Source organism: Actinokineospora bangkokensis, assembly GCF_001940455.1.
Taxonomy (GTDB): domain Bacteria; phylum Actinomycetota; class Actinomycetes; order Mycobacteriales; family Pseudonocardiaceae; genus Actinokineospora; species Actinokineospora bangkokensis.
Genome location: NZ_MKQR01000007.1, coordinates 712,663 through 737,861, shown reverse-complemented (window position 1 = coordinate 737,861; position 25,199 = coordinate 712,663). Strand labels below are relative to the sequence as shown.

General features: G+C 74.4%; 25 protein-coding genes. 12 read left to right on the top strand and 13 right to left on the bottom strand.

Annotated features, from left to right (window positions below):
- From BJP25_RS07780 to BJP25_RS07770, 3 genes are all read left to right on the top strand, one after another.
- On the top strand, window positions 1-645 hold the full coding sequence (locus tag BJP25_RS07780) for a hypothetical protein (RefSeq protein WP_075974049.1): 645 nt from the start codon (window positions 1-3) through the stop codon (window positions 643-645).
- Between the two features lie 51 nt (window positions 646-696).
- Entirely contained in the window at window positions 697-1,335 is a 639-nt protein-coding gene (locus tag BJP25_RS07775) for an HD domain-containing protein (RefSeq protein ID WP_075974048.1), read from the top strand.
- A 72-nt stretch (window positions 1,336-1,407) separates the two neighbouring features.
- Window positions 1,408-2,118: an HNH endonuclease gene (locus BJP25_RS07770; RefSeq protein WP_143218922.1), complete on the top strand. Its 711-nt coding sequence runs from the start codon at window positions 1,408-1,410 to the stop codon at window positions 2,116-2,118.
- Window positions 2,119-2,191: 73 nt separating this feature from the next.
- Here BJP25_RS07770 and BJP25_RS07765 read toward each other — a convergent pair whose 3' ends face one another.
- On the bottom strand, window positions 2,192-3,142 hold the full coding sequence (locus BJP25_RS07765) for a heme o synthase (RefSeq protein WP_075974046.1): 951 nt from the start codon (window positions 3,140-3,142) through the stop codon (window positions 2,192-2,194).
- A gap of 319 nt (window positions 3,143-3,461) precedes the next feature.
- On the opposite strand from BJP25_RS07765, the gene tkt reads away from it, so the two are divergent.
- The 6 genes from tkt to pgl all read left to right on the top strand — a co-directional run bounded on the left by tkt (window position 3,462) and on the right by pgl (window position 11,804).
- Window positions 3,462-5,576, top strand: a complete 2,115-nt coding sequence (gene tkt / locus BJP25_RS07760; RefSeq protein WP_233157943.1) for a transketolase — start codon at window positions 3,462-3,464, stop codon at window positions 5,574-5,576.
- Window positions 5,576-6,682: a transaldolase gene (gene tal, locus BJP25_RS07755; protein ID WP_075974044.1), complete on the top strand. Its 1,107-nt coding sequence runs from the start codon at window positions 5,576-5,578 to the stop codon at window positions 6,680-6,682. The genes tkt and tal overlap by 1 nt, the downstream gene beginning before the upstream one ends.
- Window positions 6,683-6,758: 76 nt before the next feature.
- On the top strand, window positions 6,759-8,387 hold the full coding sequence (locus tag BJP25_RS07750) for a glucose-6-phosphate isomerase (protein ID WP_075974043.1): 1,629 nt from the start codon (window positions 6,759-6,761) through the stop codon (window positions 8,385-8,387).
- On the top strand, window positions 8,384-9,916 hold the full coding sequence (gene zwf / locus BJP25_RS07745) for a glucose-6-phosphate dehydrogenase (RefSeq protein ID WP_075974042.1): 1,533 nt from the start codon (window positions 8,384-8,386) through the stop codon (window positions 9,914-9,916). The genes BJP25_RS07750 and zwf overlap by 4 nt, the downstream gene beginning before the upstream one ends.
- Window positions 9,913-11,085, top strand: a complete 1,173-nt coding sequence (gene opcA / locus BJP25_RS07740; RefSeq protein WP_075974161.1) for a glucose-6-phosphate dehydrogenase assembly protein OpcA — start codon at window positions 9,913-9,915, stop codon at window positions 11,083-11,085. Before zwf ends, opcA begins: the two co-directional genes overlap by 4 nt.
- Window positions 11,082-11,804: a 6-phosphogluconolactonase gene (pgl, locus tag BJP25_RS07735; protein ID WP_075974041.1), complete on the top strand. Its 723-nt coding sequence runs from the start codon at window positions 11,082-11,084 to the stop codon at window positions 11,802-11,804. The genes opcA and pgl overlap by 4 nt, the downstream gene beginning before the upstream one ends.
- A gap of 109 nt (window positions 11,805-11,913) precedes the next feature.
- On the opposite strand, the gene BJP25_RS07730 is transcribed toward pgl, so the two are convergent.
- Genes BJP25_RS07730 through BJP25_RS07720 form a run of 3 tightly spaced genes read right to left on the bottom strand, consistent with a single transcriptional unit; the run spans window position 11,914 to window position 13,219 of the window.
- Window positions 11,914-12,504: a hypothetical protein gene (locus BJP25_RS07730; RefSeq protein ID WP_075974040.1), complete on the bottom strand. Its 591-nt coding sequence runs from the start codon at window positions 12,502-12,504 to the stop codon at window positions 11,914-11,916.
- A complete protein-coding gene (locus tag BJP25_RS07725) occupies window positions 12,501-12,983 on the bottom strand; it encodes a hypothetical protein (RefSeq protein WP_075974039.1) in 483 nt (160 codons plus the stop codon). The genes BJP25_RS07730 and BJP25_RS07725 overlap by 4 nt, the downstream gene beginning before the upstream one ends.
- A complete protein-coding gene (locus BJP25_RS07720; protein WP_075974038.1) occupies window positions 12,980-13,219 on the bottom strand; it encodes a hypothetical protein in 240 nt (79 codons plus the stop codon). Before BJP25_RS07720 ends, BJP25_RS07725 begins: the two co-directional genes overlap by 4 nt.
- Window positions 13,220-13,411: 192 nt before the next feature.
- On the opposite strand from BJP25_RS07720, the gene wsfD reads away from it, so the two are divergent.
- Window positions 13,412-14,905 carry a glycan biosynthesis hexose transferase WsfD gene (wsfD, locus tag BJP25_RS34025; RefSeq protein ID WP_158075614.1) on the top strand — a complete coding sequence of 498 codons (1,494 nt, stop codon included), beginning with the start codon at window positions 13,412-13,414 and terminating at the stop codon, window positions 14,903-14,905.
- Window positions 14,906-14,941: 36 nt separating this feature from the next.
- On the opposite strand, the gene BJP25_RS07710 is transcribed toward wsfD, so the two are convergent.
- Window positions 14,942-15,775 carry an alpha/beta fold hydrolase gene (locus BJP25_RS07710; protein WP_075974036.1) on the bottom strand — a complete coding sequence of 278 codons (834 nt, stop codon included), beginning with the start codon at window positions 15,773-15,775 and terminating at the stop codon, window positions 14,942-14,944.
- A 67-nt stretch (window positions 15,776-15,842) separates the two neighbouring features.
- Between BJP25_RS07710 and BJP25_RS07705 the strand changes: the two genes are divergently transcribed.
- Window positions 15,843-16,850 carry a sigma-70 family RNA polymerase sigma factor gene (locus BJP25_RS07705; protein ID WP_075974035.1) on the top strand — a complete coding sequence of 336 codons (1,008 nt, stop codon included), beginning with the start codon at window positions 15,843-15,845 and terminating at the stop codon, window positions 16,848-16,850.
- Window positions 16,851-16,925: 75 nt separating this feature from the next.
- On the opposite strand, the gene BJP25_RS07700 is transcribed toward BJP25_RS07705, so the two are convergent.
- From BJP25_RS07700 to BJP25_RS07675, 6 genes are all read right to left on the bottom strand, one after another.
- Window positions 16,926-18,308: a cytochrome P450 gene (locus tag BJP25_RS07700; RefSeq protein WP_158075613.1), complete on the bottom strand. Its 1,383-nt coding sequence runs from the start codon at window positions 18,306-18,308 to the stop codon at window positions 16,926-16,928.
- A gap of 8 nt (window positions 18,309-18,316) precedes the next feature.
- Window positions 18,317-19,429: a serine hydrolase domain-containing protein gene (locus tag BJP25_RS07695; RefSeq protein WP_075974034.1), complete on the bottom strand. Its 1,113-nt coding sequence runs from the start codon at window positions 19,427-19,429 to the stop codon at window positions 18,317-18,319.
- Between the two features lie 76 nt (window positions 19,430-19,505).
- The gene (locus tag BJP25_RS07690; protein ID WP_075974033.1) at window positions 19,506-19,742 is read right to left on the bottom strand and encodes a hypothetical protein; all 237 of its coding nucleotides are present in this window, start codon (window positions 19,740-19,742) and stop codon (window positions 19,506-19,508) included.
- A complete protein-coding gene (locus BJP25_RS07685; protein ID WP_084793745.1) occupies window positions 19,739-20,068 on the bottom strand; it encodes a phosphopantetheine-binding protein in 330 nt (109 codons plus the stop codon). The genes BJP25_RS07690 and BJP25_RS07685 overlap by 4 nt, the downstream gene beginning before the upstream one ends.
- Window positions 20,069-20,091: 23 nt before the next feature.
- Entirely contained in the window at window positions 20,092-20,754 is a 663-nt protein-coding gene (locus BJP25_RS07680) for a formylglycine-generating enzyme family protein (RefSeq protein WP_075974032.1), read from the bottom strand.
- On the bottom strand, window positions 20,751-21,572 hold the full coding sequence (locus BJP25_RS07675) for a formylglycine-generating enzyme family protein (RefSeq protein ID WP_158075612.1): 822 nt from the start codon (window positions 21,570-21,572) through the stop codon (window positions 20,751-20,753). The genes BJP25_RS07680 and BJP25_RS07675 overlap by 4 nt, the downstream gene beginning before the upstream one ends.
- 110 nt (window positions 21,573-21,682) lie before the next feature.
- On the opposite strand from BJP25_RS07675, the gene BJP25_RS07670 reads away from it, so the two are divergent.
- A complete protein-coding gene (locus BJP25_RS07670) occupies window positions 21,683-22,636 on the top strand; it encodes an LLM class oxidoreductase (RefSeq protein ID WP_075974030.1) in 954 nt (317 codons plus the stop codon).
- Window positions 22,637-22,694: 58 nt separating this feature from the next.
- On the opposite strand, the gene BJP25_RS07665 is transcribed toward BJP25_RS07670, so the two are convergent.
- Both BJP25_RS07665 and BJP25_RS07660 read right to left on the bottom strand, forming a co-directional pair.
- The gene (locus BJP25_RS07665; protein ID WP_075974029.1) at window positions 22,695-23,882 is read right to left on the bottom strand and encodes an ATP-grasp domain-containing protein; all 1,188 of its coding nucleotides are present in this window, start codon (window positions 23,880-23,882) and stop codon (window positions 22,695-22,697) included.
- Complete coding sequence (locus tag BJP25_RS07660; RefSeq protein ID WP_075974028.1) at window positions 23,773-25,149, bottom strand: MFS transporter; 1,377 nt, start codon at window positions 25,147-25,149, stop codon at window positions 23,773-23,775. The genes BJP25_RS07665 and BJP25_RS07660 overlap by 110 nt, the downstream gene beginning before the upstream one ends.
- Between the last annotated feature and the right edge of the window lie 50 nt (window positions 25,150-25,199).

Sequence of the window (25,199 nt, the reverse complement as noted above, 5' to 3'; positions counted from 1 at the left end):
GTGGCCCACCCCACCCGCACCACCGACCTGACCGAGCTGGCCGACCTGGCCGCGCGGCTGCGCGCGGCCGACCTGGCGCAGTGGGCCACCACCCGCGAGGGCGTGCTGGCCTGGGGCGATGCCCCGGCGCTGCGCACCGCCGTGCGCGCGCACCTGCGCGAGCTGGACCCGGAGCGCTCCGCGGCGCTGGTGGGCCGCTCCCGGGAGACCACCACCCACTTCGCCTGGTGCCTGCGCGACCGCACCGCCGAGCCGTTCACCTTCTGGCTGCACGAGTACAAGCCGCAGCGCGACTGGCGGGCGGGGTACGCGGACTCGGTGCACAACCACCGCTACCACTTCTGCACGGTGATCCTGTCCGGCGGCTACCGGCACGAGCGGTTCCGCGCCCGGCTCGACGAGTCCACCGGGCTGATCTCCGACGCCGAGCTGACCAGCAGGCACGACTGCGCGCCCGGGGAGTCGGGGGTGCTGACCGCCGACCAGTTCCACCGCATCCCCACCGCCCTCGACGGCACGCTGACGTTCCTGGTCAAGTCGCGCCCGGTGCGCTCGTGGAGCCTGTCGTGGGACCCCGCCACCGGCGTCGGCCACCGGCACACCCCCGTCGAGTCCAGGTTGGCGGAGTTGACCGGCATGCTCTGACCTGCGGCCTACGATGCACCCCACCCGAGACGCTTGGGAGGGGTCGCACCGATGTCCGTGTCCGCAGAGTCCATCACCCTGGTCGAGAAGCAGGTCTTCGACCTGTGCGAGGTCCACGCCCGCCACCTGCCGTTCCACGGCTGGCACCACGTCAGCTTCGTGCGCGACAAGGCCGTCGGCTTCGCGACCCGCAACGGCGCCGACGTCCCCGTCGTCGAGGCCGCCGCCCTGGTCCACGACGTCAACTACCTGGTCAGGCGCAACTCCCACGCCGAGGAGGGCAGCGGCCTGCGCCGCGACATCCTGCACTCCGCCGGTGTCCTGCCCGCCGACGTCGACCGCATCGACGCCCTCGTCGACGAGGCCGAGATGCGCAACCGCCACCGCGGCATCTCCCTGGAGGCCCAGGCCCTCTCCGACGCCGACACCCTGTTCAAGGCCCTCCCGGTCACCCCGGTCGTGCTGGCCCACAAGTACCTCGCCGAGAACGGCATCGGCCTGCGCGAACTGGCCGACAAGATCGTCGGCGAGCAGCACACCCCGCACGCGGAGGGCTTCTACTTCTACTCCCCCGAGGCCGCCGCCGCGTACACCAAGTGGGCCACCGCCAACCTGGAGCTGTGGCGCTGCATCCAGGAGTCCCTCGACGACCCCACCGTCGAACGCCTCCTCACCGCCGTCGCCTCCTAACGGCTTAACCCAAAAGGGGCACCCCTTTCGGGTGGACGCCGTACGCTCTCCGTGACGAAGGGGGCGTGCTCGGTGGCGAAGAGGCTGGACTGGTCCTACGAGGAGCTGGTGCTCGCGTGCGACGTGCTCGCCCGCCACCCGCGGGGTGTGGCGTGGCACGAGCTGGCGAGCAACCACGAAGAGACCCAGGAGTTGTCCAGGCTGCTCCAGCTGCTGCCCACCCACCCGATCGCGGACCGGTTGCCGCAGTTCCGCAGCCCCGACAGCGTGCGCAAGAAGATGGCCGACCTCGCCACGGCGCACCCCGCCAGCCCCCGGCCGGGCAAGACCAACGGCGGGAAGCGGGACAAGGTCGTGCTGCACCTGTTCCTCACGCAGCCAAAGCGGATGGCGGCCGAGGCGGCAGGTCTGAGAGCGCTCCTGAGCAGCGGGCAGCTCGCAGACCTGCCACCCGTGGACGGCGAAGTCGACGCCCTCGAAGGGCAGGTCGTCTACCGGTACCACCGCAAGCACGAGCGCGACCCCACGCTGCGGGCGAAGAAGCTCGCCGCGGTGGGTGCTGCGGCGTGCGAGGTGTGCGGGTTCGACTTCGCCGCCGTGTACGGCGAGCGCGGCCAGGGCTACGCCGAGGTGCACCACCGGGTGCCGCTGCACGCCTCCGGGCCCCGGCGCACCAGGCTCGACGACCTCGCGGTCCTCTGCGCCAACTGCCACCGGATGATCCACCGCACAACGCCGTGGCTCACTGTCGACGAACTCATCGAGATCGTCCGCGATCGCTGAGCGGGCCCCGGACGCGCGACCGGGGGTCACCCTGGGCGGGTGACCCCCGGTCGGGGCGGGTGACCGGCCGCGGCTAGAAGGGCCAGCCGAGGACGGGCAGGGAGAGGGCGGAGTCGACCGCGAGGGCGACGAAGACGAGGGTGAGGTAGCTGTTGCTGAGGTGGAACAGCGTCATCGGGTTGTTCGGCTCGCCCTTGCGGACCGCGGCGTTGAGGCGGTGGGCGAAGACGAGGAACCACAGGCCCGCGAGGGCGGCGAAGGCGGTGTAGACCCAGCCGGTCGCGGGGACGAGCAGGAGGGTCCAGGCGACCATGACCCAGGAGTAGACGACGATCTGCTTGGCGACCTGCTGGGGGGTGGCCACGACGGGGAGCATGGGGACGCCCGCCTTGGCGTAGTCGTCGCGGAACTTCATGGCCAGGGCCCAGAAGTGCGGCGGGGTCCAGAAGAAGATCACGCCGAACATGACCAGGGCGGGCCAGCCCACGTCGCCGGTGACGGCCGACCAGCCGATGACGACCGGCATGCAGCCCGCGGCGCCGCCCCAGACGATGTTCTGGGCGGTGCGGCGCTTGAGGATCATCGTGTAGACGAGGACGTAGAACAGGATCGCGCCGACGGCCATGGCCGCGGCCAGCAGGTTCGTGGTGGCCCAGAGCCAGGCGAAGGACAGCACGCCGAGCACGAGGCCGAAGACCAGCGCCGAGCGGGTGGGCACGGTGTGCTGGGCCAGCGGGCGGGACCTGGTGCGCTTCATCACGGCGTCGATGTCGGCGTCGACCACGCAGTTGAGGGCGTTGGCCGAGCCCGCGGCCATGGAGCCGCCGACCAGGGTGGTGAGCACCAGCCACGGCGAGGGGATGCCGCGCGCGGCGAGCATCATCGCCGGGACGGTGGTGACCAGCAGCAGCTCGATGATCCGCGGCTTGGTCAGCGCCACGTAGGCCTTGAGCACCGACAGCGGCGTGCGCGGTGGCGTCGAGGGCGCGTGCGCGTCAACGGGCACGGGGGTCACCGACGACATCGCGCTCCTCTGGTGGTGGGTACCCGCCGCGACCTGCTGAGACGCCGGTCACCGCGGGCCGCGGCCGCACCGGGGCGACGGCCCCGGCACCACAGGGATGTTAACCGCGCGCTCCCCGGGTACCCCTGCCGGGTGGGCCGGTGCGGCGCGCGATCGGTCGGAGATCACACGGGACGGCCGCGCGGACTACGCTGGCTCGTGGACCAGGGATGAACTGCGGGTCGAACCTTGTCACCCGCCTGCGGGATCGATCTAGAACCCGATGCGGAAGACTGGGCGCCACGACCCGCCGAGACAGTGGAAGTGGGAGCCGAAGTCCGTGTCCGTCAGCAGCGAAGTGCCCAGCGACGTGTCCACCCTCACCCAGGCGTCCGTGCCGGACGACTGGACCGACCTCGACAAGCGGGCCGTGGACACGGTCCGCGTCCTCGCGGCCGACGCGGTGCAGAAGGTGGGCAACGGCCACCCCGGCACCGCGATGAGCCTGGCCCCGCTCGCCTACACCCTCTACCAGCGGGTCCTGCGCCACGACCCGGCCGACCCGGACTGGATCGGCCGCGACCGGTTCGTGCTCTCGGCGGGCCACTCCAGCCTCACCCAGTACATCCAGCTGTACCTGGCGGGCTTCGGCCTGGAGCTCGACGACCTCAAGGCGCTGCGCACCTGGGGCTCGCTGACCCCCGGCCACCCCGAGCACGGGCACACCAAGGGCGTGGAGATCACCACCGGCCCGCTGGGGCAGGGCCTGGCCTCGGCGGTGGGCATGGCGATGGCCGCCCGCCGCGAGCGCGGCCTGTTCGACCCGGACGCCGCGCCGGGCGAGTCGGCCTTCGACCACTTCGTCTACGTGATCGCCTCCGACGGCGACATCGAGGAGGGCGTGACCTCCGAGGCGTCCTCGCTGGCGGGCCGCCAGGAGCTGGGGAACCTGGTCGTCTTCTACGACGACAACAAGATCTCCATCGAGGACGACACCACGATCGCCCTGTCGGAGGACACCGCGGCCCGCTACGAGGCCTACGGCTGGCACGTGCAGGTCGTCGAGGGCGGCGAGAACGTCACCGGCATCCTGGCCGCGATCGAGGCGGCCAAGGCCGTCACCGACAAGCCCTCGTTCATCCTGCTGCGCACCATCATCGGCTTCCCCGCGCCGAACCTGATGAACACCGGCAAGGCGCACGGCGCCGCGCTGGGCGAGGACGAGGTCGCCGCGGTCAAGCGGATCCTGGGCTTCGACCCGGAGCAGACCTTCGAGGTCTCCGACGAGGTGATCAAGCACACCCGCCAGGCCCTCGACCGGGGCAAGGCCGCGCACGAGGCCTGGCAGCGGACCTTCGACGCCTGGGCCGCGGCCAACCCCGAGCGCAAGGCGCTGCTCGACCGGGCCGGCTCCTACACCCTGCCCGAGGGCTTCGACGAGGCGCTGCCCAGCTGGGACCCCGACCCCAAGGGCGTGGCGACCCGCAAGGCCTCCGGCGAGGTGCTCAACGCCCTGGGCCCGGTGCTGCCGGAGCTGTGGGGCGGTTCGGCCGACTTGGCCGAGTCGAACAACACCACCATCAAGGGCGCGGACTCCTTCGGCCCGGCCGGGGCGGCCACCAAGCACTGGGACGCCACCCCCTACGGCCGCACGCTGCACTTCGGCGTCCGCGAGCACGCCATGGGCTCGATCCTCAACGGCATCGTGCTGCACGGCCCGACCCGCCCGTACGGCGGCACCTTCCTGGTGTTCTCCGACTACATGCGGCCCCCGGTGCGGCTGGCGGCGCTGATGGGCCTGCCGGTCACCTACGTCTGGACGCACGACTCGATCGGCCTCGGCGAGGACGGCCCGACCCACCAGCCGGTCGAGCACCTGGCCGCGCTGCGCGCCATCCCGAACCTGGTGGTGCTGCGCCCCGGCGACGCCAACGAGACCGCCGCGGCGTGGAAGGCGATCCTGTCCCAGCACGACCAGCCGGTCGGCCTGGCGCTGACCCGGCAGAACCTGCCGGTGCTGGAGGGCACGAAGGAGCTGGCCGCCGACGGCGTGGCCAAGGGCGGCTACGTGCTGTCCGACGCCAGCGACGGCGCGCCGCGCGTGGTGCTCATCGGCACCGGCTCCGAGCTCCAGATCGCCGTCGAGGCGCAGAAGGTGCTGGAGGCCGACGGCGTGCCCACCCGGGTCGTGTCGATGCCCTCGATCGAGTGGTTCGACGCCCAGGACGCCGACTACCGCGCGTCCGTGCTGCCCGCGGGCACCGCGCGGGTGGCCGTCGAGGCGGGCATCGCGATGCCGTGGCACCGCTTCGTCGGCGACACCGGCGAGGTCGTCTCGATCGAGCACTTCGGCGCCTCGGCCGACTACCAGACCCTGTTCCGCGAGTTCGGGCTCACCACCGAGGCCGTGGTCGCCGCGGCCCGCCGCTCCGCCGAAGCCACTGGAGGCAACTGATGGCCGACAACCTCAAGGACCTGTCCGACGCGGGTGTGTCGATCTGGCTGGACGACCTGTCCCGCGAGCGGCTGGACTCGGGCAACCTGGCCGGGCTGATCCGCGACGACCACGTCGTCGGCGTCACCACCAACCCGACGATCTTCGCCGGGGCGCTGGCCGACGGCGAGGCCTACGACCCGCAGGTGCGCGAGCTGGCCGCCCGCGGCGCGAGCCTGGAGCAGGCCGTGCGCGAGCTGACCACCACCGACGTGCGCAACGCCTGCGACCTGTTCCGCGACGTGCACGCCGCCACCGACGGCGTCGACGGCCGGGTGTCGATCGAGGTCAGCCCCGCGCTGGCCAAGGACACCGAGGCCACCGCGGCCGAGGCCGCCGACCTGTGGAAGACCGTCGACCGGCCGAACCTGCTGGTCAAGATCCCGGCGACGGTCGAGGGCCTGCCCGCGATCACCAGGACCCTGGCCGAGGGCATCAGCGTGAACGTGACGCTGATCTTCTCCGTCGAGCGCTACCGGGCGGTCATGGACGCCTACCTGGAGGGCCTGGAGCAGGCCAAGGCCAACGGGCACGCGCTGGCCGACATCCACTCGGTCGCGTCGTTCTTCGTGTCCCGGGTGGACAGCGAGGTCGACAAGCGGCTGGAGGCCATCGGCTCGCCGGAGGCGCTGGCGCTGCGCGGGCAGGCCGCGGTGGCCAACGCCCGGCTGGCCTACGCCGCGTTCGAGGAGACCTTCGCCGGCGAGCGCTGGGAGGCGCTGGCCGCGGCGGGGGCGCGCAAGCAGCGTCCCCTGTGGGCCTCCACCGGGGTCAAGAACCCGGACTACTCGGACACGATGTACGTCGACCAGCTGGTCGTGGCCGACACGGTGAACACGATGCCGGAGAAGACGCTGCGCGCGGTGGCCGACCACGGCAAGATCGCGGGTGACAAGGTCACCGGCACCGCGCAGGAGGCCGGTGAGGTCTACGCGAAGCTGTCCTCGGTCGGCATCGACGTCGACGACGTGTACCTGACCCTGGAGAACGAGGGCGTGGAGAAGTTCGAGAAGAGCTGGGACGAGCTGCTCGACTCCGTCAAGGGACAGCTCGCGAACGCGAAGTGAACGACCCGGGGGCGGGCCCGCCCGGCCCGCCCCCGGCACACCAGGGACGAACCAAGGGGAGAGGGCTGGCGCCGCAATGGCAGAGCATCCCGGAGATGTCGCAGTAACCCTGATCGACCAGCGGCTCGCCGAGGAGGCGGCCCCGCTGGTGTCCGGACTCGTCGCCGACCAGGTGGCGTCCAAGCTCACCGCGCAGGACCCCACGCTCTGGGGGCCCGAGGCGGAGTCCGAGTCCGCGATCCGGCTGTCGTGGACCACGCTGGCCGAGTCCTCCCGACCGCTGCTGGCCGAGATCGACGCGCTGCGGGCGGAGCTGCGCGCCGAGGGCGTCGACCGGGTGGTGCTGGCGGGCATGGGGGGCTCGTCGCTGGCGCCCGAGGTCATCGCCAACACCGCCGCCGTGCCGCTGGTGGTGCTGGACACCACCGACCCCGGCCAGGTCGCCGACGCCCTCGCGGGCGACCTGGAGCGCACCGTCATCGTCGTGTCGTCGAAGTCCGGGTCCACTGTGGAGACCGACAGCCACCGGCGGGTCTTCGAGAAGGCGTTCACCGACGCGGGCATCGACGCCGCCGCGCGCATCGTGGTCGTCACCGACCCCGGCTCGCCGCTGGAGAAGTCCTCGGTGGAGGCCGGGTACCGCCGGGTGTTCCAGGCCGACCCGCACGTCGGCGGCCGCTACTCCGCGCTGACCGCCTTCGGCCTGGTGCCCGCCGGGCTCGCCGGGGCCGACGTGGCCGGGCTGCTCGACGAGGCCGCCGCGGCCGCCGAGGTGCTCAAGGCCGACGACGAGGCCAACCCCGGCCTGCTGCTCGGCGCCGCCCTCGGCGCGGCGCACGCGCGCGGCGCGGAGAAGGTCGTGCTCGCCGACACCGGCTCGGGCATCAAGGGCTTCGGCGACTGGGTGGAGCAGCTGGTGGCCGAGTCCACCGGCAAGCAGGGCACCGGGCTGCTGCCGGTGGTGGTCGAGGACTCCGACGCCCCGGGCTTCGCCGACGCGGGCACCGACGCCACCACCGTGGCCGTGGGCCCGGCGGTCGGCACCGCCCGCATCGCCACCGAGGGCACCCTGGGCGGGCTCATGCTCACCTGGGAGTACGCCACCGCGGTCGCCGGGCGGCTGCTCGGGATCAACCCGTTCGACCAGCCGGACGTGGAGGCCGCCAAGGCCGCCGCGCGCAAGCTGCTCGACTCCGCGGGCGACGACACCCCGGACACCCCGGCGGTCACCGACGGCGCCGTGGAGGTCCACGCCTCCGAGGGGCTGCTGCCCGAGGGCACCACCACCGTCGCGGGCGCGCTGCACGCGCTGCTGGCCGCCGCCCCCGCGCACGGCTACGTCGCCGTGCAGGCCTACCTCGACCGGCTGGACGACGCCTCCGCGGTGGTGCTGCGCCCCGAGATCGCGCGCAAGTCCGGCCTCCAGACCACCTTCGGGTGGGGGCCGCGGTTCCTGCACTCGACCGGGCAGTACCACAAGGGCGGGCACCAGAACGGCGTGTTCCTGCAGATCACCGGCGCGGTGGAGCAGGACCTCGACGTGCCCGACCGCCCGTACACCCTCGGGGTGCTCCAGCACGCCCAGGCGCTCGGCGACGGCCAGGTCCTCGTCGACCACGGCCGACCGGTGCTGCGGCTGCACTTCACCGACCGCGCCGCGGGCCTGGCCCAGCTGGTGAACGCGCTCGCGGAGGTGGCCGGGTGAGCACCCGCTGGACCAACCCGCTGCGCGACGAGCGGGACAAGCGGCTGCCGCGCATCGCGGGCCCGTGCGGCCTGGTGATCTTCGGCGTGACCGGTGACCTGTCGCGCAAGAAGCTCATGCCCGCCATCTACGACCTGGCCAACCGCGGCCTGCTGCCGCCGGGCTTCTCCCTGGTCGGCTTCGCCCGCCGCGACTGGGCCGACCAGGACTTCGGCCAGGTCGTCTACGAGGCGGTCAAGCAGCACGCGCGCACCCCGTTCCGCGAGTCGGTGTGGGACCGGCTGGCCGAGGGCTTCCGGTTCGTGCAGGGCTCGTTCGACGACGACGCGGCGTTCGACAAGCTGGCCGAGACGGTGCGCGAGCTCGACGAGCTGCGCGGCACCTCGGGCAACCACGCCTTCTACCTGTCGATCCCGCCGGGGGCGTTCCCGGTGGTCACCAAGCAGCTCGCCCGCTCCGGCCTGGCCAACGCCAGCACCGACGGCGAGTGGCGCCGGGTGGTCATCGAGAAGCCGTTCGGGCACGACCTGGCCAGCGCCCGGCAGCTGAACAAGGTCGTCAACGCGGTCTTCCCCGAGGAGTCGGTGTTCCGCATCGACCACTACCTCGGCAAGGAGACGGTGCAGAACCTGCTGGCGCTGCGCTTCGCCAACCAGCTGTTCGAGCCGATCTGGAACGCCAACTACGTCGACCACGTGCAGATCACCATGGCCGAGGACATCGGCCTCGGCGGGCGCGCGGGCTACTACGACGGCATCGGCGCCGCCCGCGACGTCATCCAGAACCACCTGCTGCAGCTGCTCGCCCTCACCGCGATGGAGGAGCCGGTCTCCTTCCGCCCGCACGCCCTGCGCACCGAGAAGATCAAGGTGCTGGAGGCGACCAGGGCGGTGGAGCCCTACGGCGAGACCACCGCGCGCGGGCAGTACGCGGGCGGCTGGCAGGGCGGGCAGAAGGTGCCCGGCCTGCTCCAGGAGGAGGGCTTCGCCAAGGACTCCATCACCGAGACGTACGCCGCGATCACCCTCCAGGTCAACACCCGCCGCTGGGCCGGGGTGCCGTTCTACCTGCGCACCGGCAAGCGGCTGGGCCGCCGGGTCACCGAGATCGCCGTGGTGTTCAAGCGCGCCCCGCACCTGCCCTTCGACGACACCTCCACCGAGGAGCTGGGGCAGAACGCCCTGGTGGTGCGGGTGCAGCCGGACGAGGGCGTGACCCTGCGGTTCGGCTCGAAGGTGCCGGGCAACTCCATGGAGGTCCGGGACGTGTCCATGGACTTCTCCTACGGCCACTCCTTCACCGAGGCCTCCCCGGAGGCCTACGAGCGGCTGATCCTCGACGTGCTGCTCGGCGAGCCCTCGCTGTTCCCGGTGAACAAGGAGGTCGAGCTGAGCTGGGAGATCCTCGACCCGGTGCTCAAGCACTGGGCGGCCAACGGCACCCCGGACAGCTACCCGGCGGGCACCTGGGGCCCGGACTCGGCGGACAAGATGCTGGCCCGCGACGGCAGGCAGTGGAGGCGGCCGTGATCATCGACCTTCCCAACACCACGACCTCGAAGGTCAACTCCAAGCTGGTGCACGTGCGCGAGCAGGGCGGGGCGACCACCCTGGGCCGGGTGCTCACGCTGGTGATCGTCACCGACGACGGCGAGCGCACCGAGGAGGCCATCGACGCGGCCAACGACGCCAGCCGCGAGCACCCGTGCCGGGTGATCGTGGTGGCGCGCGGGGCCAAGCGGGCCGCGGCCCGGCTCGACGCCCAGATCCGCGTCGGCGGCGACGCCGGTGCCTCCGAGGTGGTCGTGCTGCGGCTCTACGGCGCGCTGGCCGACGAGGGCGCCAGCTGCGTGATCCCGCTGCTGCTGCCGGACGCGCCGGTGGTGGCGTGGTGGCCGTTCGAGGCGCCCGCCAAGCCCGCCGAGGACCCGGTGGGGCGGCTGGCCCAGCGCCGGATCACCGACTCGGCCACCGACAAGAACCCGATCAAGGCCCTGGAGGTGCGCCAGCGGTACTACACCGACGGCGACACCGACCTGGCCTGGACCCGGCTCACCCTCTGGCGGGCGGTGCTGGCCGCGTCGCTGGACCTGCCCCCGCACGAGAAGGTCACCGGCGCCGCAGTCACCGGCGAGGGCGACTCGCCCTCGACCGACCTGCTGGCGGGCTGGCTGGCCGCGACGCTGCGGGTGCCGGTGAAGCGGATCAAGGCCACCGACGGCGAGGGCATCATCTCGGTGGTGCTGGAGCGCAAGTCCGGGCCGATCGAGCTGACCCGCCCGGACGGGCGGGTGGGCACGCTGACCCAGCCGGGCCAGCCCGCCCGCCGGGTGGCCCTGCAGCGCCGCGAGGTGCGCGACTGCCTCACCGAGGAGCTGCGCAGGCTGGACCCGGACGAGATCTACGAGGACACCCTCAAGGGCCTGGGCAAGATCGTGCGGTCGCGCGCCTCGGCGCGCACCCGCCCGGACCCCGAGCGCACCGCCGACGTGGCCGCCCAGGCGCCCACCCTGTCGGCCGCGCGCGCCGCCCAGGTCGCCAAGGCCAAGAAGACCGAGGGCGGCGCCGCCCAGGAGGCGGGCGCCACGCCCGCGGCCAAGGCCGACCCCAAGCCCAAGGCGGACGCCAAGGCCGAGGGCAAGGCGCCGCGCAAGGCCGCCACCACCCGGCCCAGGACGCGGGCGGCGGCGGCCAAGTGAGCGCGGCACCCGAGGTCGCCGTCTTCCCGGCCGCCGAGGACCTCGCCGCGGCCGCGGCCGCCCGCCTGCTGGCGGCCCTGGCCGCGGCGCAGGCCGCCCGCGGCACCGCGTCGGTGGTCCTCACCGGTGGCCGCACCGGCACCGCGGTCCTGGCGGCGGTCCGGGCCGCGGCGTCCGAGGTGGACTGGTCCGCTGTGGACGTCTACTGGGGCGACGAGCGCTTCCTGCCCGCCGGGGACCCGGAGCGCAACGAGACCCAGGCCCGCGCCGCCCTGCTCGACCACGTGCCGGTCGACCCGGCGCGGGTGCACCCGATGGCCCCCTCGGACGGGGTGCACGGCGACGACCCGGACGCGGCGGCCCGCGCCTACGCCGAGCTGCTGGGCCCCGACCCGGTGTTCGACGTGCTGCTGGTCGGGGTGGGCGAGGAGGGGCACACGCTGTCGGTGTTCCCGGACTCCCCCGCCGTGCGCGCGACCGACCCGGTGGTGGCGGTGCGGGACTGCCCGAAGCCGCCGCCCACGCGGGTGAGCCTGTCGCTGCCCCTGGCCCGCAAGGCCCGCCGGGCGTGGCTGATGACGACCGGGGCGGCCAAGGCCGGTCCGGTGGCCGCGGCGGTGGGTGGCGCGTCCGAGGTGGACATCCCGGCCGCCGGGGTGCGCGGGGTCGAGGAGACGGTGTGGTTCCTCGACGAGGACGCCGCCGCTGAGCTGTCCTGACGCAGCGCAGTCGCCGGAGGGCGCGGACCCGCACGGGTCCGCGCCCTCCGGCGTGTCCGCCGGTGTCCTCGTGGGACCCCGCGCCCACGCGGGGGAGACCCTCGGCCGATCAGAGACGCCCGGCCAGCTTCTTGCCCAGCGCCTTCAACCCGGGCGCGTTGTCGGCGGGCTCGTTGTCCAACCGCACCAACCGCAGCGCCGCCCACGTCGACCCGACGCGGAAGAACAGCGTGTTGTCCTCCAGCACGGCCTCGTCCCCGATCCCGGGCACGTCCACGAACTCGTGGTCCAGCTCGCGGTCGATGTCGAGGAACTTCTTGGCGCCGCCGCCGAGGTAGAGCTCCACCTGGGCGGTGCGGCCGTCCGGGGGCGAGGTGTAGGTGCAGGACGGCTCGGTGAGCGGGCCCTCCACCCCGTCCTGGACGGCGATGCCCGCCAACTTCTCCGCGTCGGCCTTCTCCAGGACGTCGCACCCGTGGATGCCCTCGGCGGACCCGCCCTCGTCCGACCCCGGCTCCGGTTCGGACGACTGCGATGACTCCGACGGTTCCGGTGCCGATGAGCCGGTCTCCTCCGCCGACCCCGCGGGCGTGGGGATCGGGGCGGTCCTCGACGGCGTCGGCGCGGTCGACAGGGGCGTGTTGCAGGCGGCGGTGGCGGCGAGGACGGCCACCGCCAGCACGAGGCGCTTCATGCTCATCCCATCCGCTCGCGCACGAGCCGGGCGAACTTGACCGCGGTGGGGCGGTCGCTGTCGTCGGAGACGTCGGTGACGACCTGCACGTCGCACAGGCGGTCGTCGACGGTGAAGAACAGGACGTTGCCGGAGGCGTAGCGCATGCCGTCCGGGGCAGGTTCGATCGTGCCGTAGACGGACAGGTCCGGGAACTCCCCGCCGGGAGCGGTGCCCGTGCCGCCGATGGTGACGGTCACCGAGTGGTAGTCCTCCTGGTTCTCCCAGGAGCACCCCAGGCCCTCGGTGTGCTTCTCGAACGAGCCGAGCACCGCCTTCACCTCGGCGTCCTCCAGCAGGTCGCACCCGCTGACGGCCGGGGCGCCGGAGTCCGCCTGCCCGGGGACGGCCTGCCCGGGGGCGACCGGGGCGGCGGAGGTGGTCTTGGTGCACGCCCCGAGCCCGAGCAGGGCGACGGCGGCCACGGCGACCAGCGCGCGGTTCACGCGGTCACCTCCAGCCACTCGGCGGGGGTGAGGCGGTCGACCCGCCAGCCCGCGCGGGCCGCCGCCGCGGCGACGGTGGGCTCGTCCGGTCCCTCGACCAGGGCGAGCACCACGTCGTCGGCGACCAGCCGGACGGCGCTGACCAGGCGGGTGCCCTCGGTCGCCAGGGCTGTCACCGGTTCCGGTGACCCGTCGGCGCGGTCGTAGCGCTCGACGGCGAAGAGTCTGCTGTCCACGCCGACGACGCTAGGGCCGCCGACCCCCTGCGCGAATCGGGTGTTTCCCCATGCGTGTCGCGTGTGGACACCCGACTGGACGCGCGGCCACCCGGTCGGGCCTTCACCGGGTCTCACCCCACCGGGGTCGCACCGTCACGCGCAGTGGAGTCGGTGTCGGGGCCCGCGGGCCGCACCGCTACCCTCGACCCAGTGCGCCGACTGACTTCCGCGACCTGCGCCGCGCTCCTGGCACTGCTCGGCTGCGCGCTCGCGATGGGCCTGCTCGGCGGCACCCCCACCGGCATCGCCGACAACGGCGACGGGTCCCGCGTGTACTGCGGGGCGGGCCTGGTGCCGCAGACGCCCACCGGCCGCGCGGCCTGGCTGGGCGGGGTGGTGTTCGACTTCGACCGCACCGCGCCGTGCGCGGACCCGCAGCCCTCGGCGGCGGTGTGGGCGCTGCGGCTCGCGGGCGCGGGGCAGGACCCGTTCTCCCTCACCCGGCTGGGGTGGCTCTACGCCCTCGGCGTCGCCCTGGTCACCGCGGCCGCGGCGTGGGCGCTGAGCAGGCGGGGCGGCTGGTGGCCGCTGCTCCTGCTGCCCGCCGCCGCGCCGCTGGCCAACCAGGACTTCGTCCGGTTCTTCCTGTCCACCTTCGCCGAACCGCCCGGGTTGCTCGGCACCTACGCCGTCCTCTGCGGCACGATCGCGATCGCCGCGACGTCGCCCGCGCACCGGCCGGAGCGGGTGGTGGGGCTCGTGCTCACCGCGGGCGGCGGGGTGCTCGCCGTGCTGGCCAAGGTGTCCTTCCTGCCCGTCCTGGGGATCGCGCTGCTGGTCTGCCTGCTGACGGTGGTGGGCACGCACCGGTGGCGGCGCCTGCTCACCGGGCCCGCGGTGGCGGTGGCGGTGGGCCTGCTCGCGGTGGGGCCGGTGACCAGGGCCCTGGACTGGCAGGAGGTCAGCTACCCGGGGGTCAACAGCTTCAACCTGGCCTACACGCTCGTGCTCACCGAGGTCCCCGGCTCCGCGGCGGAACTGGGCCTGCCCGAGGCGGCGCAGGACTACGCGGGCAACGGCTACTACCCCAACGGCCCGGAGGCCGCGCCCGGCGCCCCGGTGGTGCTCGCCGACCCGGCGGCCGTGCGCGGCGCGTCGTGGGCCGTCCTGATGACCAACCCGGGAGCGCTGCTGCGCGCCCTGGGCAACGGCCTGATCGCCACCGAGGGGCGGGAACTGGACTACCTGGCCGACTACCCGTGGGAGCCCGGCAACCGCCCGCTGCCGGTGGGCAAGGCGCTCAGCGGGGCCCAGGGCGCGGACCCGGTGAGCTTCCGCGGTTGGCTCGGCGGGTTCGTGGTGCCGTGGAAGCCGTTCGCGGTCGCGGGGCTGGGGCTGCTGCTCGGGCTGGTCACGCTGTTCGTCCGGCGCCACCCGGTGGTGCTGGCGCTGGGCCGCGCGGCGGGCCTCGCCACGGTGACGGCCCTGGGACTCGTCGGACTCGCGGTGCTGGGGGACGGGTACTTCGAGGTCGCCAAGCACGTCTGGTTGGCCGCGTACCTGCTCGACGCGGCGATGCTGGCGGGGGTGGGCGCGCTGCTGGCGCTGGTCGTCTCGCTGGTCCGCCGCCGCCCCGCCGACCCCGTGCCGCTGCCGGACCACGACGACGCGCCCACAGTGGAATTCCCCCGCGTGACCGCGTGACGGGTGCGGTGCCGCTCGGCACCGCACCCGCCCGCGTCAGGCGATGACCTCGCGCAAGCGCGCCGCGAACGCCACCGGGTCCTCGGCGAACCCGGTGTGCCCGCCGGGGAACGACGTCGTCGACGTGCCCAGCGCCGCCGCGAGCGCGTGGGAGGTGTCGTCGCAGAGCTGCCCGGCGGACTCCTCGCCCAAGCCGATCAGCAGCCGGGTCGGCGCGGCGCGCAGCGCGTCGAGGTCCGGCTCCCAGAACGCGGTGCCGACGAGCATGTGGTCGTTCTGGTAGTCCGCGTCGGCGGCCTGCTGCGGGGTGACCGGACCGCCGAAGATCTGCTCGACGACCTCGTCCGGCAGGTGCAGGCGGGCCAGGGCGAGGAACTTGCGGCCCGCGGCGAGCCGGTCGCCGGAGCGGTGCGTGGCGATGATGTCGTCGGTCCGCGCGCGCAGCTCGTCCCGGTCGTCGAGCAGGCCCGACAGCGGCGGCTCGTGCGCGATCGCCACCCGGACCAGGTCGGGGCGGCGCTGCACCAGGGCCAGCACGCTCACCGCTCCCCCGCTGGAGCCCAGCACCACCGCGGGCCCGGCGTCGACGTGCTCGATGAGCCGGGCGAGGTCGTCGGCGCGCAGCTCGGGGGTCGAGTCGGCGCCGGGGTCGTCGAGCCTGCTGCGGTGGATGCCGCGCGGGTCGCCGGTGAGCACGGTGTGGTCGCCCGCGAGCAGGTCGGCCAGCGCGGCGAACGGCCCGGCGTCCATGGGGGCGCCGATGAGCACCACCAGCGGGCCGGACCCCCGCAGTTCGAAGTAGAGCTCGCCGTCGGGCACGCGCAGTGCCGAGGCGGTCACGGGGTGGGTCGGCGGGGCGGTGAAGTCCACGGGGTCCTCCTGGCGGGGGTGGTTCGTCCACCGGTGTGACCGGGGGCGTGCGGCAGAATCATCGGTCGTGGGCGACCTCCTCGCGACCGATGACCTCACCCGCGCGCTAGACGGCGACGACCGGGCCTTCGCGCGCCTGGTGTCCCCGCTGCGCCGCGAGCTGCACGCGCACTGCTACCGGATGCTCGGCTCCACCCACGACGCCGAGGACGCGGTGCAGGAGGCGTTGCTGCGCGCGTGGCGGGGGCTGGCCGGGCTGCGCGAGCCGGGCGCGCTGCGCTCCTGGCTGTACACCGCGGCCACCCGCACGTGCCTGGACGCGGTGGGCGCGCGGGGTCGGCGGGCGCTGCCGGTGGACCTGGGCCCGGCGAGCCCGCACGCGGTGCTCGACGACGCGCCGCTGGCGGAGGTGGCGTGGCTGGGGCCGCTGCCCGCGCACCCCGACGACCGCTACGAGCAGCGGGAGTCGGTGGAGCTGGCGTTCGTGGCCGCGTTGCAGCACCTGCCGGGCAACCAGCGCGCGGCGCTGCTGCTGTTCGAGGTGCTGGGCTTCTCCGCGGCCGAGATCGCGGGGGCGCTGGGCACGTCGGTGGCGTCGGTGAACTCGGCGCTGCAACGGGCGCGCAAGCTGCTGGCCGACCGGGTGCCGGACCGGGAGCGGTCGCCGCGGGTGGACGACGCGCGGGTGCGCGAGCTGGTCGGGGAGTTCGCCGCGGCGCTGGAGCGCGGCGACGCCGACGCGCTGCTGTCGCTGCTCAGCGCGGACGTCACCTGGTCGATGCCGCCGCTGCCGCACTGGTACCGCGGCTTCGCGGCGGCGGCCGACTTCGCCCTGCGGGTGCCGCTGGGCAGCTGCGGCGAGTGGCGCTCGGCGCCGGTGGTGGCCAACGGCCGCCCGGCGCTGGCCCTGTGGCTGCGCAGGCCCGGCGCCGGGGAGTTCGCGGCATGGTCGATCAACGCGTTCGAGGTGGACGGTGACCGGCTGTCGGTGATCACCTCGTTCGTCGGCGCCGAGCACTTCACCGCGTTCGGCCTCCCGCACACCATCGCCCCCCGCTCAGCCGATCCCCACTGAGCCGCCCCCCGGCTCAGCCGACCCCCATGCAGTCGACCTGCCGGACCGGGCAGCGCACGCGCGGGGCAGCCGCGGCTAAGCGGGCTCCGCCGCGAGGTCGCGGGAGCGCGGCGGGTGGACCGAGCCCACCGTCACCGGCACCCCGCCCTTGGGCCACATGGTCGCCACGCCGACCGGGGCGACCGAGTCCACCGCCAGCGTCAGCTCGGTGCGCCGGGCCAGCTCCGCGATCAGCGCCCGCAGCTCCAGCTCCGCGAAGGTGAACCCGATGCAGTGCCGGTAGCCGCCGCCGAAGGGCACCCAGCTGTAGGGGACGGGTTCGCGGTAGTCCGGGGCGCTCGGGTCCCAGCGCTCGGGGCGGAACTCCAGCGGGTCCGGGAACAGCGAGGGCATCCGGTGGGTCACGTACTGGGAGTAGAGGACCTTCGTGCCCGCGGGGATGGTGTGCCCGGCGAACTCGACGTCCTCGACGGCGGTGCGCCCGGTCAGCACGCCCGGGGTGTGCAGGCGGAGGATCTCCTTGATCGTCCAGCCCACGTAGTCCATCGCCTCCAGGTGCGCGTGGGTGAGCGGTTCGTCCCCCGCGACCCGCGCGACCTCGGCCCGCACCCTGGCGTACACCTCCGGCCTGCTGAGCAGGGCGTAGACCGCCCAGCCCGCGGCCGAGCTGCTGGAGTCGTAGCCCGAGGCGATGAGGCTGATCACCTGGTCGCGGACCTCCAGGTCGCTGAGCCGCTCGCCGGAGTGCGTGCACGAGGTCAGCAGCGCCTCCAGCACGTCGCCGCGGTCCTGCGGCTCGGCCCTGCGCTGGTCGATCTCGGCGCGCACCAGGTCGTCCACGCGCTTGCGGGCGGCCACCGCCTTGCGGTACCCGGTGCCCGGCAGGTCGTGGTCGAAGCGCAGGAACGGCGACCGGTTGATGTAGTGCAGCGCCGTCTCCAGCTCGCGGCCGATGACGTCGGTGTGCTCCTGGAGGCGTTCGCCGAACAGGCAGCGGATGGCGATGCGGCGGATGCAGGAGCGCACGGCCGCGAAGGCGTCGACGGTGCTGCCCGGCTCCCAGGCCGACAGCATCCGCTCGACCTCGGCGGTCATCGTCGGCACGTAGCGCTGCAACCGGCGGTAGGCGAAGGCGGGCTGCACCAGCGACCGGCGGCGGCGGTGCTCGTGGCCGTCGCTGACGACCATCGCGCAGCTGCCGACGACCGGGATCAGCAGGCTCAGCACGTCCCGGGACAGGAACCGGGGCCGCTTCGGGGAGTCGTCGAGCAGCAGCCGGTTGGCCTCGGCGCCGAAGAGCATCACGTAGTGCTGCCCGGCCACGCCGAACTTGCAGACCTCGCCGTAGCGCTCGTTCAGCTCCAGCAGCGCCTGGTAGGGGTCTCCGAGCAGGCCGCGCAGGTAGCGCAGGTGCCCCAGGGGGGTGGGGCCGGGCAGGCGGGTGGGGGTGCTGGTCACGGTGACTCCTACTGCTCGCTGGGTCGGCGCTGCGGCAGCCGCGGCAGGTCCAGGGCGTCGTAGAGCGCCCGGACCAGCGCGTAGCGCCTGGCGAAGGTCTTGACGTCGTCGAGCCTGCCGTTCCAGTACACCGCCACGACCAGGTCGAACCGCGGGTCGACGAGCAGGGTGGAGGTGTTGCCGCCCGCGTGCCCGTAGGTGCGGAACGAGCAGCGGCGGCCGAAGATCGACGGCAGGGTCATGATGCCCAGGCCGTAGGGGAAGTCGCTGTCGTCGATGTGCTTGCGCGGCGTCCCCGGCCAGTGCGTCGCGGTCAGCGCCTGCGCCGTGGCCGGGCCGACCAGCCGCTCACCGGCGTGCCTGCCGCCCGCGAGCAGCACGTCGCCGACCACGCGCAGGTCGGCCATCGTGCCCCAGACCCCCGCCCCGGGCAGCGGCATGGCGCTGACCAGGTTCATCGTGGCCAGCCCCGCCTCCTGGTCCGGGGAGGCGTGCGGGGTGACCCGCTGCTCGGCGGGCAGCGACCAGTCCGCGCCCAGGGTGGCGGTGGTGAGGCCGAGCCGGTCGAACAGCGACCGGTAGCTGTCGCCGGGCGCCCCGCCGGTGACCGCGCCGAGCACCCGGTCCAGGACGAACCAGTTGGTGACCGCGTTGTAGATCATGCGGGTGCCGGGCAGCACCTCGGTGCGCGCGGCCTGGATGGTGCCCCACAGCAGGTCCTCGACGTCGGCCCAGGACGACACCTGGGCACCCGCCGGGTCGACCCCGCCCAGCGGCTCGTCCAGGCCGGTGGTGTGGGTGAGCAGGTCGCGGACCCGGACCTCCTCCTTGCCGCCGCCGGTGAACCCGGGCAGCACCTCGACGACCCGGGTGTCGAGGTCGAGCGCGCCGGACTCCCAGGCCGCGCCGAAGGCCAGCGCGCCGATCGGCTTGGACGAGCAGGTCCACGGGACCCGGGTGCCGGTGGTCAGCGGGGCGCCCGCGCCGTTGTCGCCCACCGCCAGGTCGGCGACCCGGCCCGCGTGCGCGACCGACAGCTGCACGCCGGTCTCCACGCCGCGGGCGATCTCGGCCTCGAACAGCTCCTCGACGGCGCCGAGCTGGAGGGTGGTGCTGGTCATGGTGGGCTGGCTCCGTTGTCCGGGTGGGTGGGGTCCGGGTGGGTGGGTCCGGGTGGGTCCCCTGCGGGGGGTTGGCTCAGTCGTCGGGGTGGGTGAGCCGGTAGACCTGCTCCAGCGTCAGCGAGTGCCACTGGGCGACCAGGTCGGCCTCGGCCGCGGCCGAGGGCCTGCGCACCGCGTCGTCCAGCCGGGCCAGCAGCGCGTAGTCGCCGGGCGGCAGGGCGCCGAAGGGCACGTCGGCGGCGGGTTCGGCGTCGTCGCCGAGCACGGTGCGGGAGAACTCGGCGTAGGTGGGGACCGGGGACGCCGTCACGACTCGGACACCATCGAGCGCACCACCCCGGCCAGGGCGCCGAAGGTCGCGAACGTCTCGCGCACCAGCAGCTCCTCGGGGAACTCCACGTCGAAGGTCTCCTCGATGTCGACCACCAGCTCGATGGCGGTCATCGAGTCCAGGCCGAGGTCGGAGAGCACCGCGCCCGCCCAGTCGCCGTCCTGCGGCCCGCGCCGCAGGTGCCTGCCGAGGACCTCGACCAGGGCGGCCTCGACACCGCCCGCCTCGGCACCGCCCGCCGCGGCGGTGCCCGGTGGGGCGGTGCCGGTCGGCTGGTCGGTCGTCACCGTGTCCGGTGTGCTCATCTCGTCCCCTTCTCCTGCGGCGCCTACCGGGGCGCGCTGCGCGCGCGGAAGCCGATGTAGGGCACGGCGGTGCCCCCGTCGGCCGAGAACACCGTGGCGTTCTCGAAGCTCTCCGGGTTGCGCACGGTGTACGCGCCCCCCTTGATCACCCGGGAGGGCGGTTCCCCGGGCAGCGGGTCGCCGTGGGCGTCGGCGCACCACTCGAAGACGTTGCCGGTCATGCCGCGCAGCCCGTAGCCGTTGGCGGGTTCACCGGCGAGCGCGCGCGGGGCGGTGGCGGCCGGGGCGTACACCGGCCGGTCGAACTCGTCGCCCAGCGCCCAGCGGGAGCCGCCCGGACCACCCGCGGCGTGCCGCCACTCGGCCTCGGTCGGCAGCCCGCAGGCGGTGCCCAGCCGCTCGCCCAGCCAGTCGCAGTAGGCCACCGCGCCCGCCCAGGTGACCCAGGTGACCGGCAGGTCGCCCAGGTCGGGGTCGAGCTCCAGCCCGGTGCCGGTGTCCCGGATGCCCGAGCCCGGCGCGGCGGGGAAGCCGTGCAGCAGCGGGTCCGGGTCGGCGGCGCGGCCGGTGTCGACCAGGTGCGCCCAGTACTGGGCCACCGTGGTGGGCAGGACGGCGAGGCGGAAACCGCCGCCGGGCGCCGGGACGTCGGCGAACGCGGGCAGCGCCGGGTCCTCGGCGCTCACCGGGGCACCGCCACACGGAAGCCGTAGACCTCGCACTTGGTGTCCTCGTAGGCGGCCATCCGGCTCACCGGGGTCAGCGCCGCGGGCGGGTCGATGAACGCCCCGCCGCGCACCACGCGGAACGCGCCCCGGGTGGCGCCGCGCGGGTTGCGCACCGGCTCGGCCCGGTAGGGGCCGTACTTGTCGTGGCACCACTCGCGCAGGTTGCCCAGCATCTCGTGCAGCCCGGCGGCGTCGGCGGGGGTGCTGCCCACCGGGACCGGTCCCGGGTGCCCGGCCGGGAACGCCCCCACCCCGGTCCGCCCCGGCCACAGCTCCTGGCACCGCGGGCCCGCCTGCTCGCCGTTGCACGCGCCGGGGTCGGCCGGGGCGCCGTCGGGGTGGCCCGCGCGGCAGGCGTACTCCCACTCCGCCTCGGTGGGCAGCCGGTAGCCGTCGCGGTCGAGGTCGGCGGTGCGCGCGGCGACGTCGTAGACCGGCGCGCGGCCCTCCACCCGGGACAGCCAGTTGCAGTAGGCGGCCGAGGCCCAGAAGCTGATCTGGATCATGGGGAAGCCGCCGCAGCCGGGCCGCAGCGCGAAGCCGCCCGGCCGGTGCACCACGAAGCACGGGTCGATGCAGTCGATCATCGTGTGGTCGACCGCGCCGGGGTCGGCCAGCAGGAAGGCGTGGAAGTCCGCCGCGCTGACGCACCGGTCGCCGAGCGCGAACGCGTCGAGCCGCACCTCGTGCGCCGGGGCAGCCCCCTCCTCGGGCGAGCCCGCGCGGAACGACGCCGCGCCGAACTCCACCAACCCGAAACCGCGGTGTCCGGCCATGTCCCCCTCGATCCCGTTGCGCCGCACGGACACGAGCCTCCGAGCTTGCCGCACCCGACCCGGCTCGGGCAAGCTGCTCCCCCGGCCGCGAGACAAGGAGCCGTCCGCCCGTGACCGACTGGACATCGCTGAACCTCATCGTCCCGCCGCACACCCGGCACTTCGGGTTCGGCGGCGCGCTGCCGACCGGAGCATATCTCGACCGGCTGGCCGAGCACGTGCGTTCCGCCGAGGAGATCGGCGTGCGGGGGGCGTTCATCTACGACTTCCCGATCGCGATGGACCCGTGGCTGGCCGCCTACGACGTGCTCAGCTGCTCGCGCTCGCTGGAGCCGGTCGTCGCGGTGCGACCGCACGTGGAGAGCCCCGAGGCGACCGCGCGGCGCGCGGTGGACACCGCCTACCGGTTCCACCGGCCCGCGCACGTCAACGTGGTGGCCGGGGCGACCAAGCCCGCGCGCGAGGGCGCCGGGGCCGAGGTGGACAAGGTCGCCGCGCGCGCCCGCCTGGCCGAGTTCGCCGCCCAGCTGCGCGCCGAGGTCGACCGCCGGGCGGACCCGGACGGCCCGCGCACCCTGGTCGTCACACCGTCGTCCTCCACGCCCGGGGTCGTGCCCGCCGACGCGGTGCTGATGATGGCCCGCCCGCGCGCGGTGCTGGCCGAGGACATCGCCAGGGTCCGCGAGGAGCAGGGCGTGCGGCGGGTCTTCCTGCTCATCGGGCTCGTCGTGCGCGACGACGAGGAGGCGGCCTGGGAGGCCGCGCGCGAGCTGTACAAGCCCGACCGCAGGCAGCGGGTCGCGGGCACGCTGTTCGTGTCCCAGGTGGTCTCCTCCGAGCACCTGGCCAGCTACGCCTTCGCCGAGAGCGGCGAGGTCCACGACGAACGGCTGTGGTTCGGCGCGCCCGCGCGCGGCATCGACGCGCCGAAGCTGGTCGGGTCGGTGGCCGCGGTGCGCTCGTGGTTGCGCTCCTGCCAGGACATCGGCGTCACCGACGTCATCGTCGACCTGGTGCCCGACGGCTCGGAGTTCGCCCGCTTCGCCCCCTGCCTGTCCGGCTGACCGGTCCGTCCCCCCGGCACCGCGCGCCCGGACTGTCCGGACCGGACACCCGCGCGGGTCAGACCGGGCTGGTGCGCACCCGCAGCGTGCGCTCGGCGAAGGCGCGCGCCTCGGCCAACCGGTCCTCGTCCTCGGCGGCGAAGAGCACGAACACCCTGCGCTGAGCGGAGGACACGACCGGGGGCACGGTGTCCCCCACCTGGGCGAGCACCCCCGCGCGGACCACCGCCGGGTGCGCCCGCACCTCGTCGAGCCCCTCGATGGCGGTGACCACCCCGGGGTCGAGCAGCGGGAACCACCCGCCCGCCGGGGTCGCCCGCCGCTGCGGCGGGTCCACCAGCGGCAGCCCCACCGCCAGCCGGACGACCGCCTCGAACCAGTCGACGCCGTGGCTGTGCCCCAGCATCTCCAGGATGTAGTCGCCGGGCGTGCGGACCGCGACCTCCATCAGCATCGGCCCCGACGACGAGCAGCGGAACTCCAGGTGCACCACGCCGTCGCGCATCCCCAGCCCGCGCAGGACCCCCGCGGCCAGCTCGTCCACCGCGGCGGCCTCCGCGGCCGGGAGCACCGCGGCGGTGCGGTGGCCGGTCTCGACGAACCCGGGCGGGCCGGTGGTCTCCTTGGCGGTGAGGTTGGCCAGCTGCACCCGGCCACCCCGCACCAGCGCCTCCCAGCTGTACTCCGGGCCGTCCACGGCGACCTCGACCAGCAGCGGGGTCTCGTGGGCGCGGCGGGCCACGGCGTCGGCGAAGCCCGCCTCGTCGGCCACCAGCTCCACCCCGAGGCTGCCGGACTCGCGCACCGCCTTCACCACGACGGGGAACCGCGGGCGGGCCCACGGCAGCGCCTCGGCCAGCCGCGCCACGACCAGGTGCTCCGGCTGGCGCACGCCCTCGGCGGCGAACCGCCCGCGCTGCAACGCCTTGTTGCGCGACAGCACCGCCGCGCGCAGCGACGGGCCCGGCAGGCCGAGCTGGTCGGCCACCAGCGCGGCGGCCAGCACGTGCGGCTCGGCGAAGGCGACCACGCCGTCGGGCCGCGACGCCGCCGCGGCGGCGGCCGCCGCGGCCACCCACGCCTCGTCCGAGTCGCCGTCGACCGGGGTGACCCGGTCGACCTCGCCGGTGAGCGCCTCAGCCCGCTCCCGGCTCTCGACCGCGTGCACGGACAGGCCCAGCCGCTTCGCCGCCGCCACGTACGGCCTGCCCATCATGCCCACGCCCACCAGCAGCAGTTCGGTCATCAGCGCCTCCGGGTTCGGGGTCCGGCCGCGTCCTGGCCGCGGCGACGACCGCCACGCCCACCAGCGCGAACGCGCCCGCCGCCGCGGCCCAGCCGAGGGCACCCGACGGCAGCACGGCCGAGGTGACCAGCCAGGGGCCGATGATCATCGCCCCGGTCTGGCCCAGGTTGTACACGGACAGGAAGTAGCCGCGGCGGTCGGGCGGCGACAGCGCGAAGGACAGCCCCCACGCCCCGACGCCCTGGTAGATCTCCCCGATGGTCATCGCGGTGGTGGCGGCCAGCACCAGGGCGACGGTGAGCACGGGGGCGGTGGCGCCGGTGGTCATGACCAGCAGGCAGCAGGCGGCCAGCGCCAGCCCCGCGCGCAGCTGCCGGTTCGCCGCCGCGGCGGGTCCGACCACACCGCGGCTCAGCCGCAGTTGCAGGGCCACCGCCAGCACGGTGTTGAGCACGACGATGGTGCCGATGACCCAGCCGGGCGCGTTGGTGTACCCGGCGACCCACAGCGGCAGCCCGACCGTGAGCAGCACGGCGTGCAGGTAGAGCAGCCCGTTCAGCCCGGCCAGCAGGAGGTAGCGCCCGCTCGGGCGGCTGCGGCGGACCGCGTCGACGTCGTCGGCGGCGGTGTGGGCGTGCTCGGCCGGGCGCAGGCGCAACCGCAGCAGGACCGCGCCGGACACCAGGAACGAGGCCGCGTCGAGCAGCACCAGCGCGGTGTAGGCGGACGGGTCGGCCAGGGCGATGGTCAGGCCCGCCGCCGCGGCGCCGATCGTGGCGCCCACGTTGCGCACCATGAGCAGCGCCGACATCGAGCGGACCCGGGTGGTCTCGGTGGTCAGCGAGCCCACCAGGCTCTGCACCACCGGCGGCGCGGCCCACTCCCCGGTGCCCGCCAGGCAGGCCACCACGAGGAACAGGGTGTAGTTGTCGGCGAACGGGTAGGCCACGAAGCACAGGCCGCGCCACACCTGGAGGGCGACCAGCGCCCGCTGCGCGCCGATCCGGTCGGAGAGCTTGCCGACCGGCACCGAGCAGGCGAAGCCGACGAGGCTGGCCAGCGACAGCCCGAACCCGACCTCACCTGCGCTCAGGCCCAACCCGCGGGTGAAGAACAGCGCCGACCCGGTCAGGAACATGCCGGTGCCCACCGCGTCGATGAACGACACGACCAGCAGCAGCCGCACCCCCGGCGACTCCGGCAGCCACCCCGTCGCCGCGCGCCGGGCGCGCCCGCGCACCCCGCCCGCGGCAGCGTCCCCCGTCATCCCGCGCCTCCTCCCCCCGGCACCGCGGCGCCGTCCGCCCGGCGGTGGGT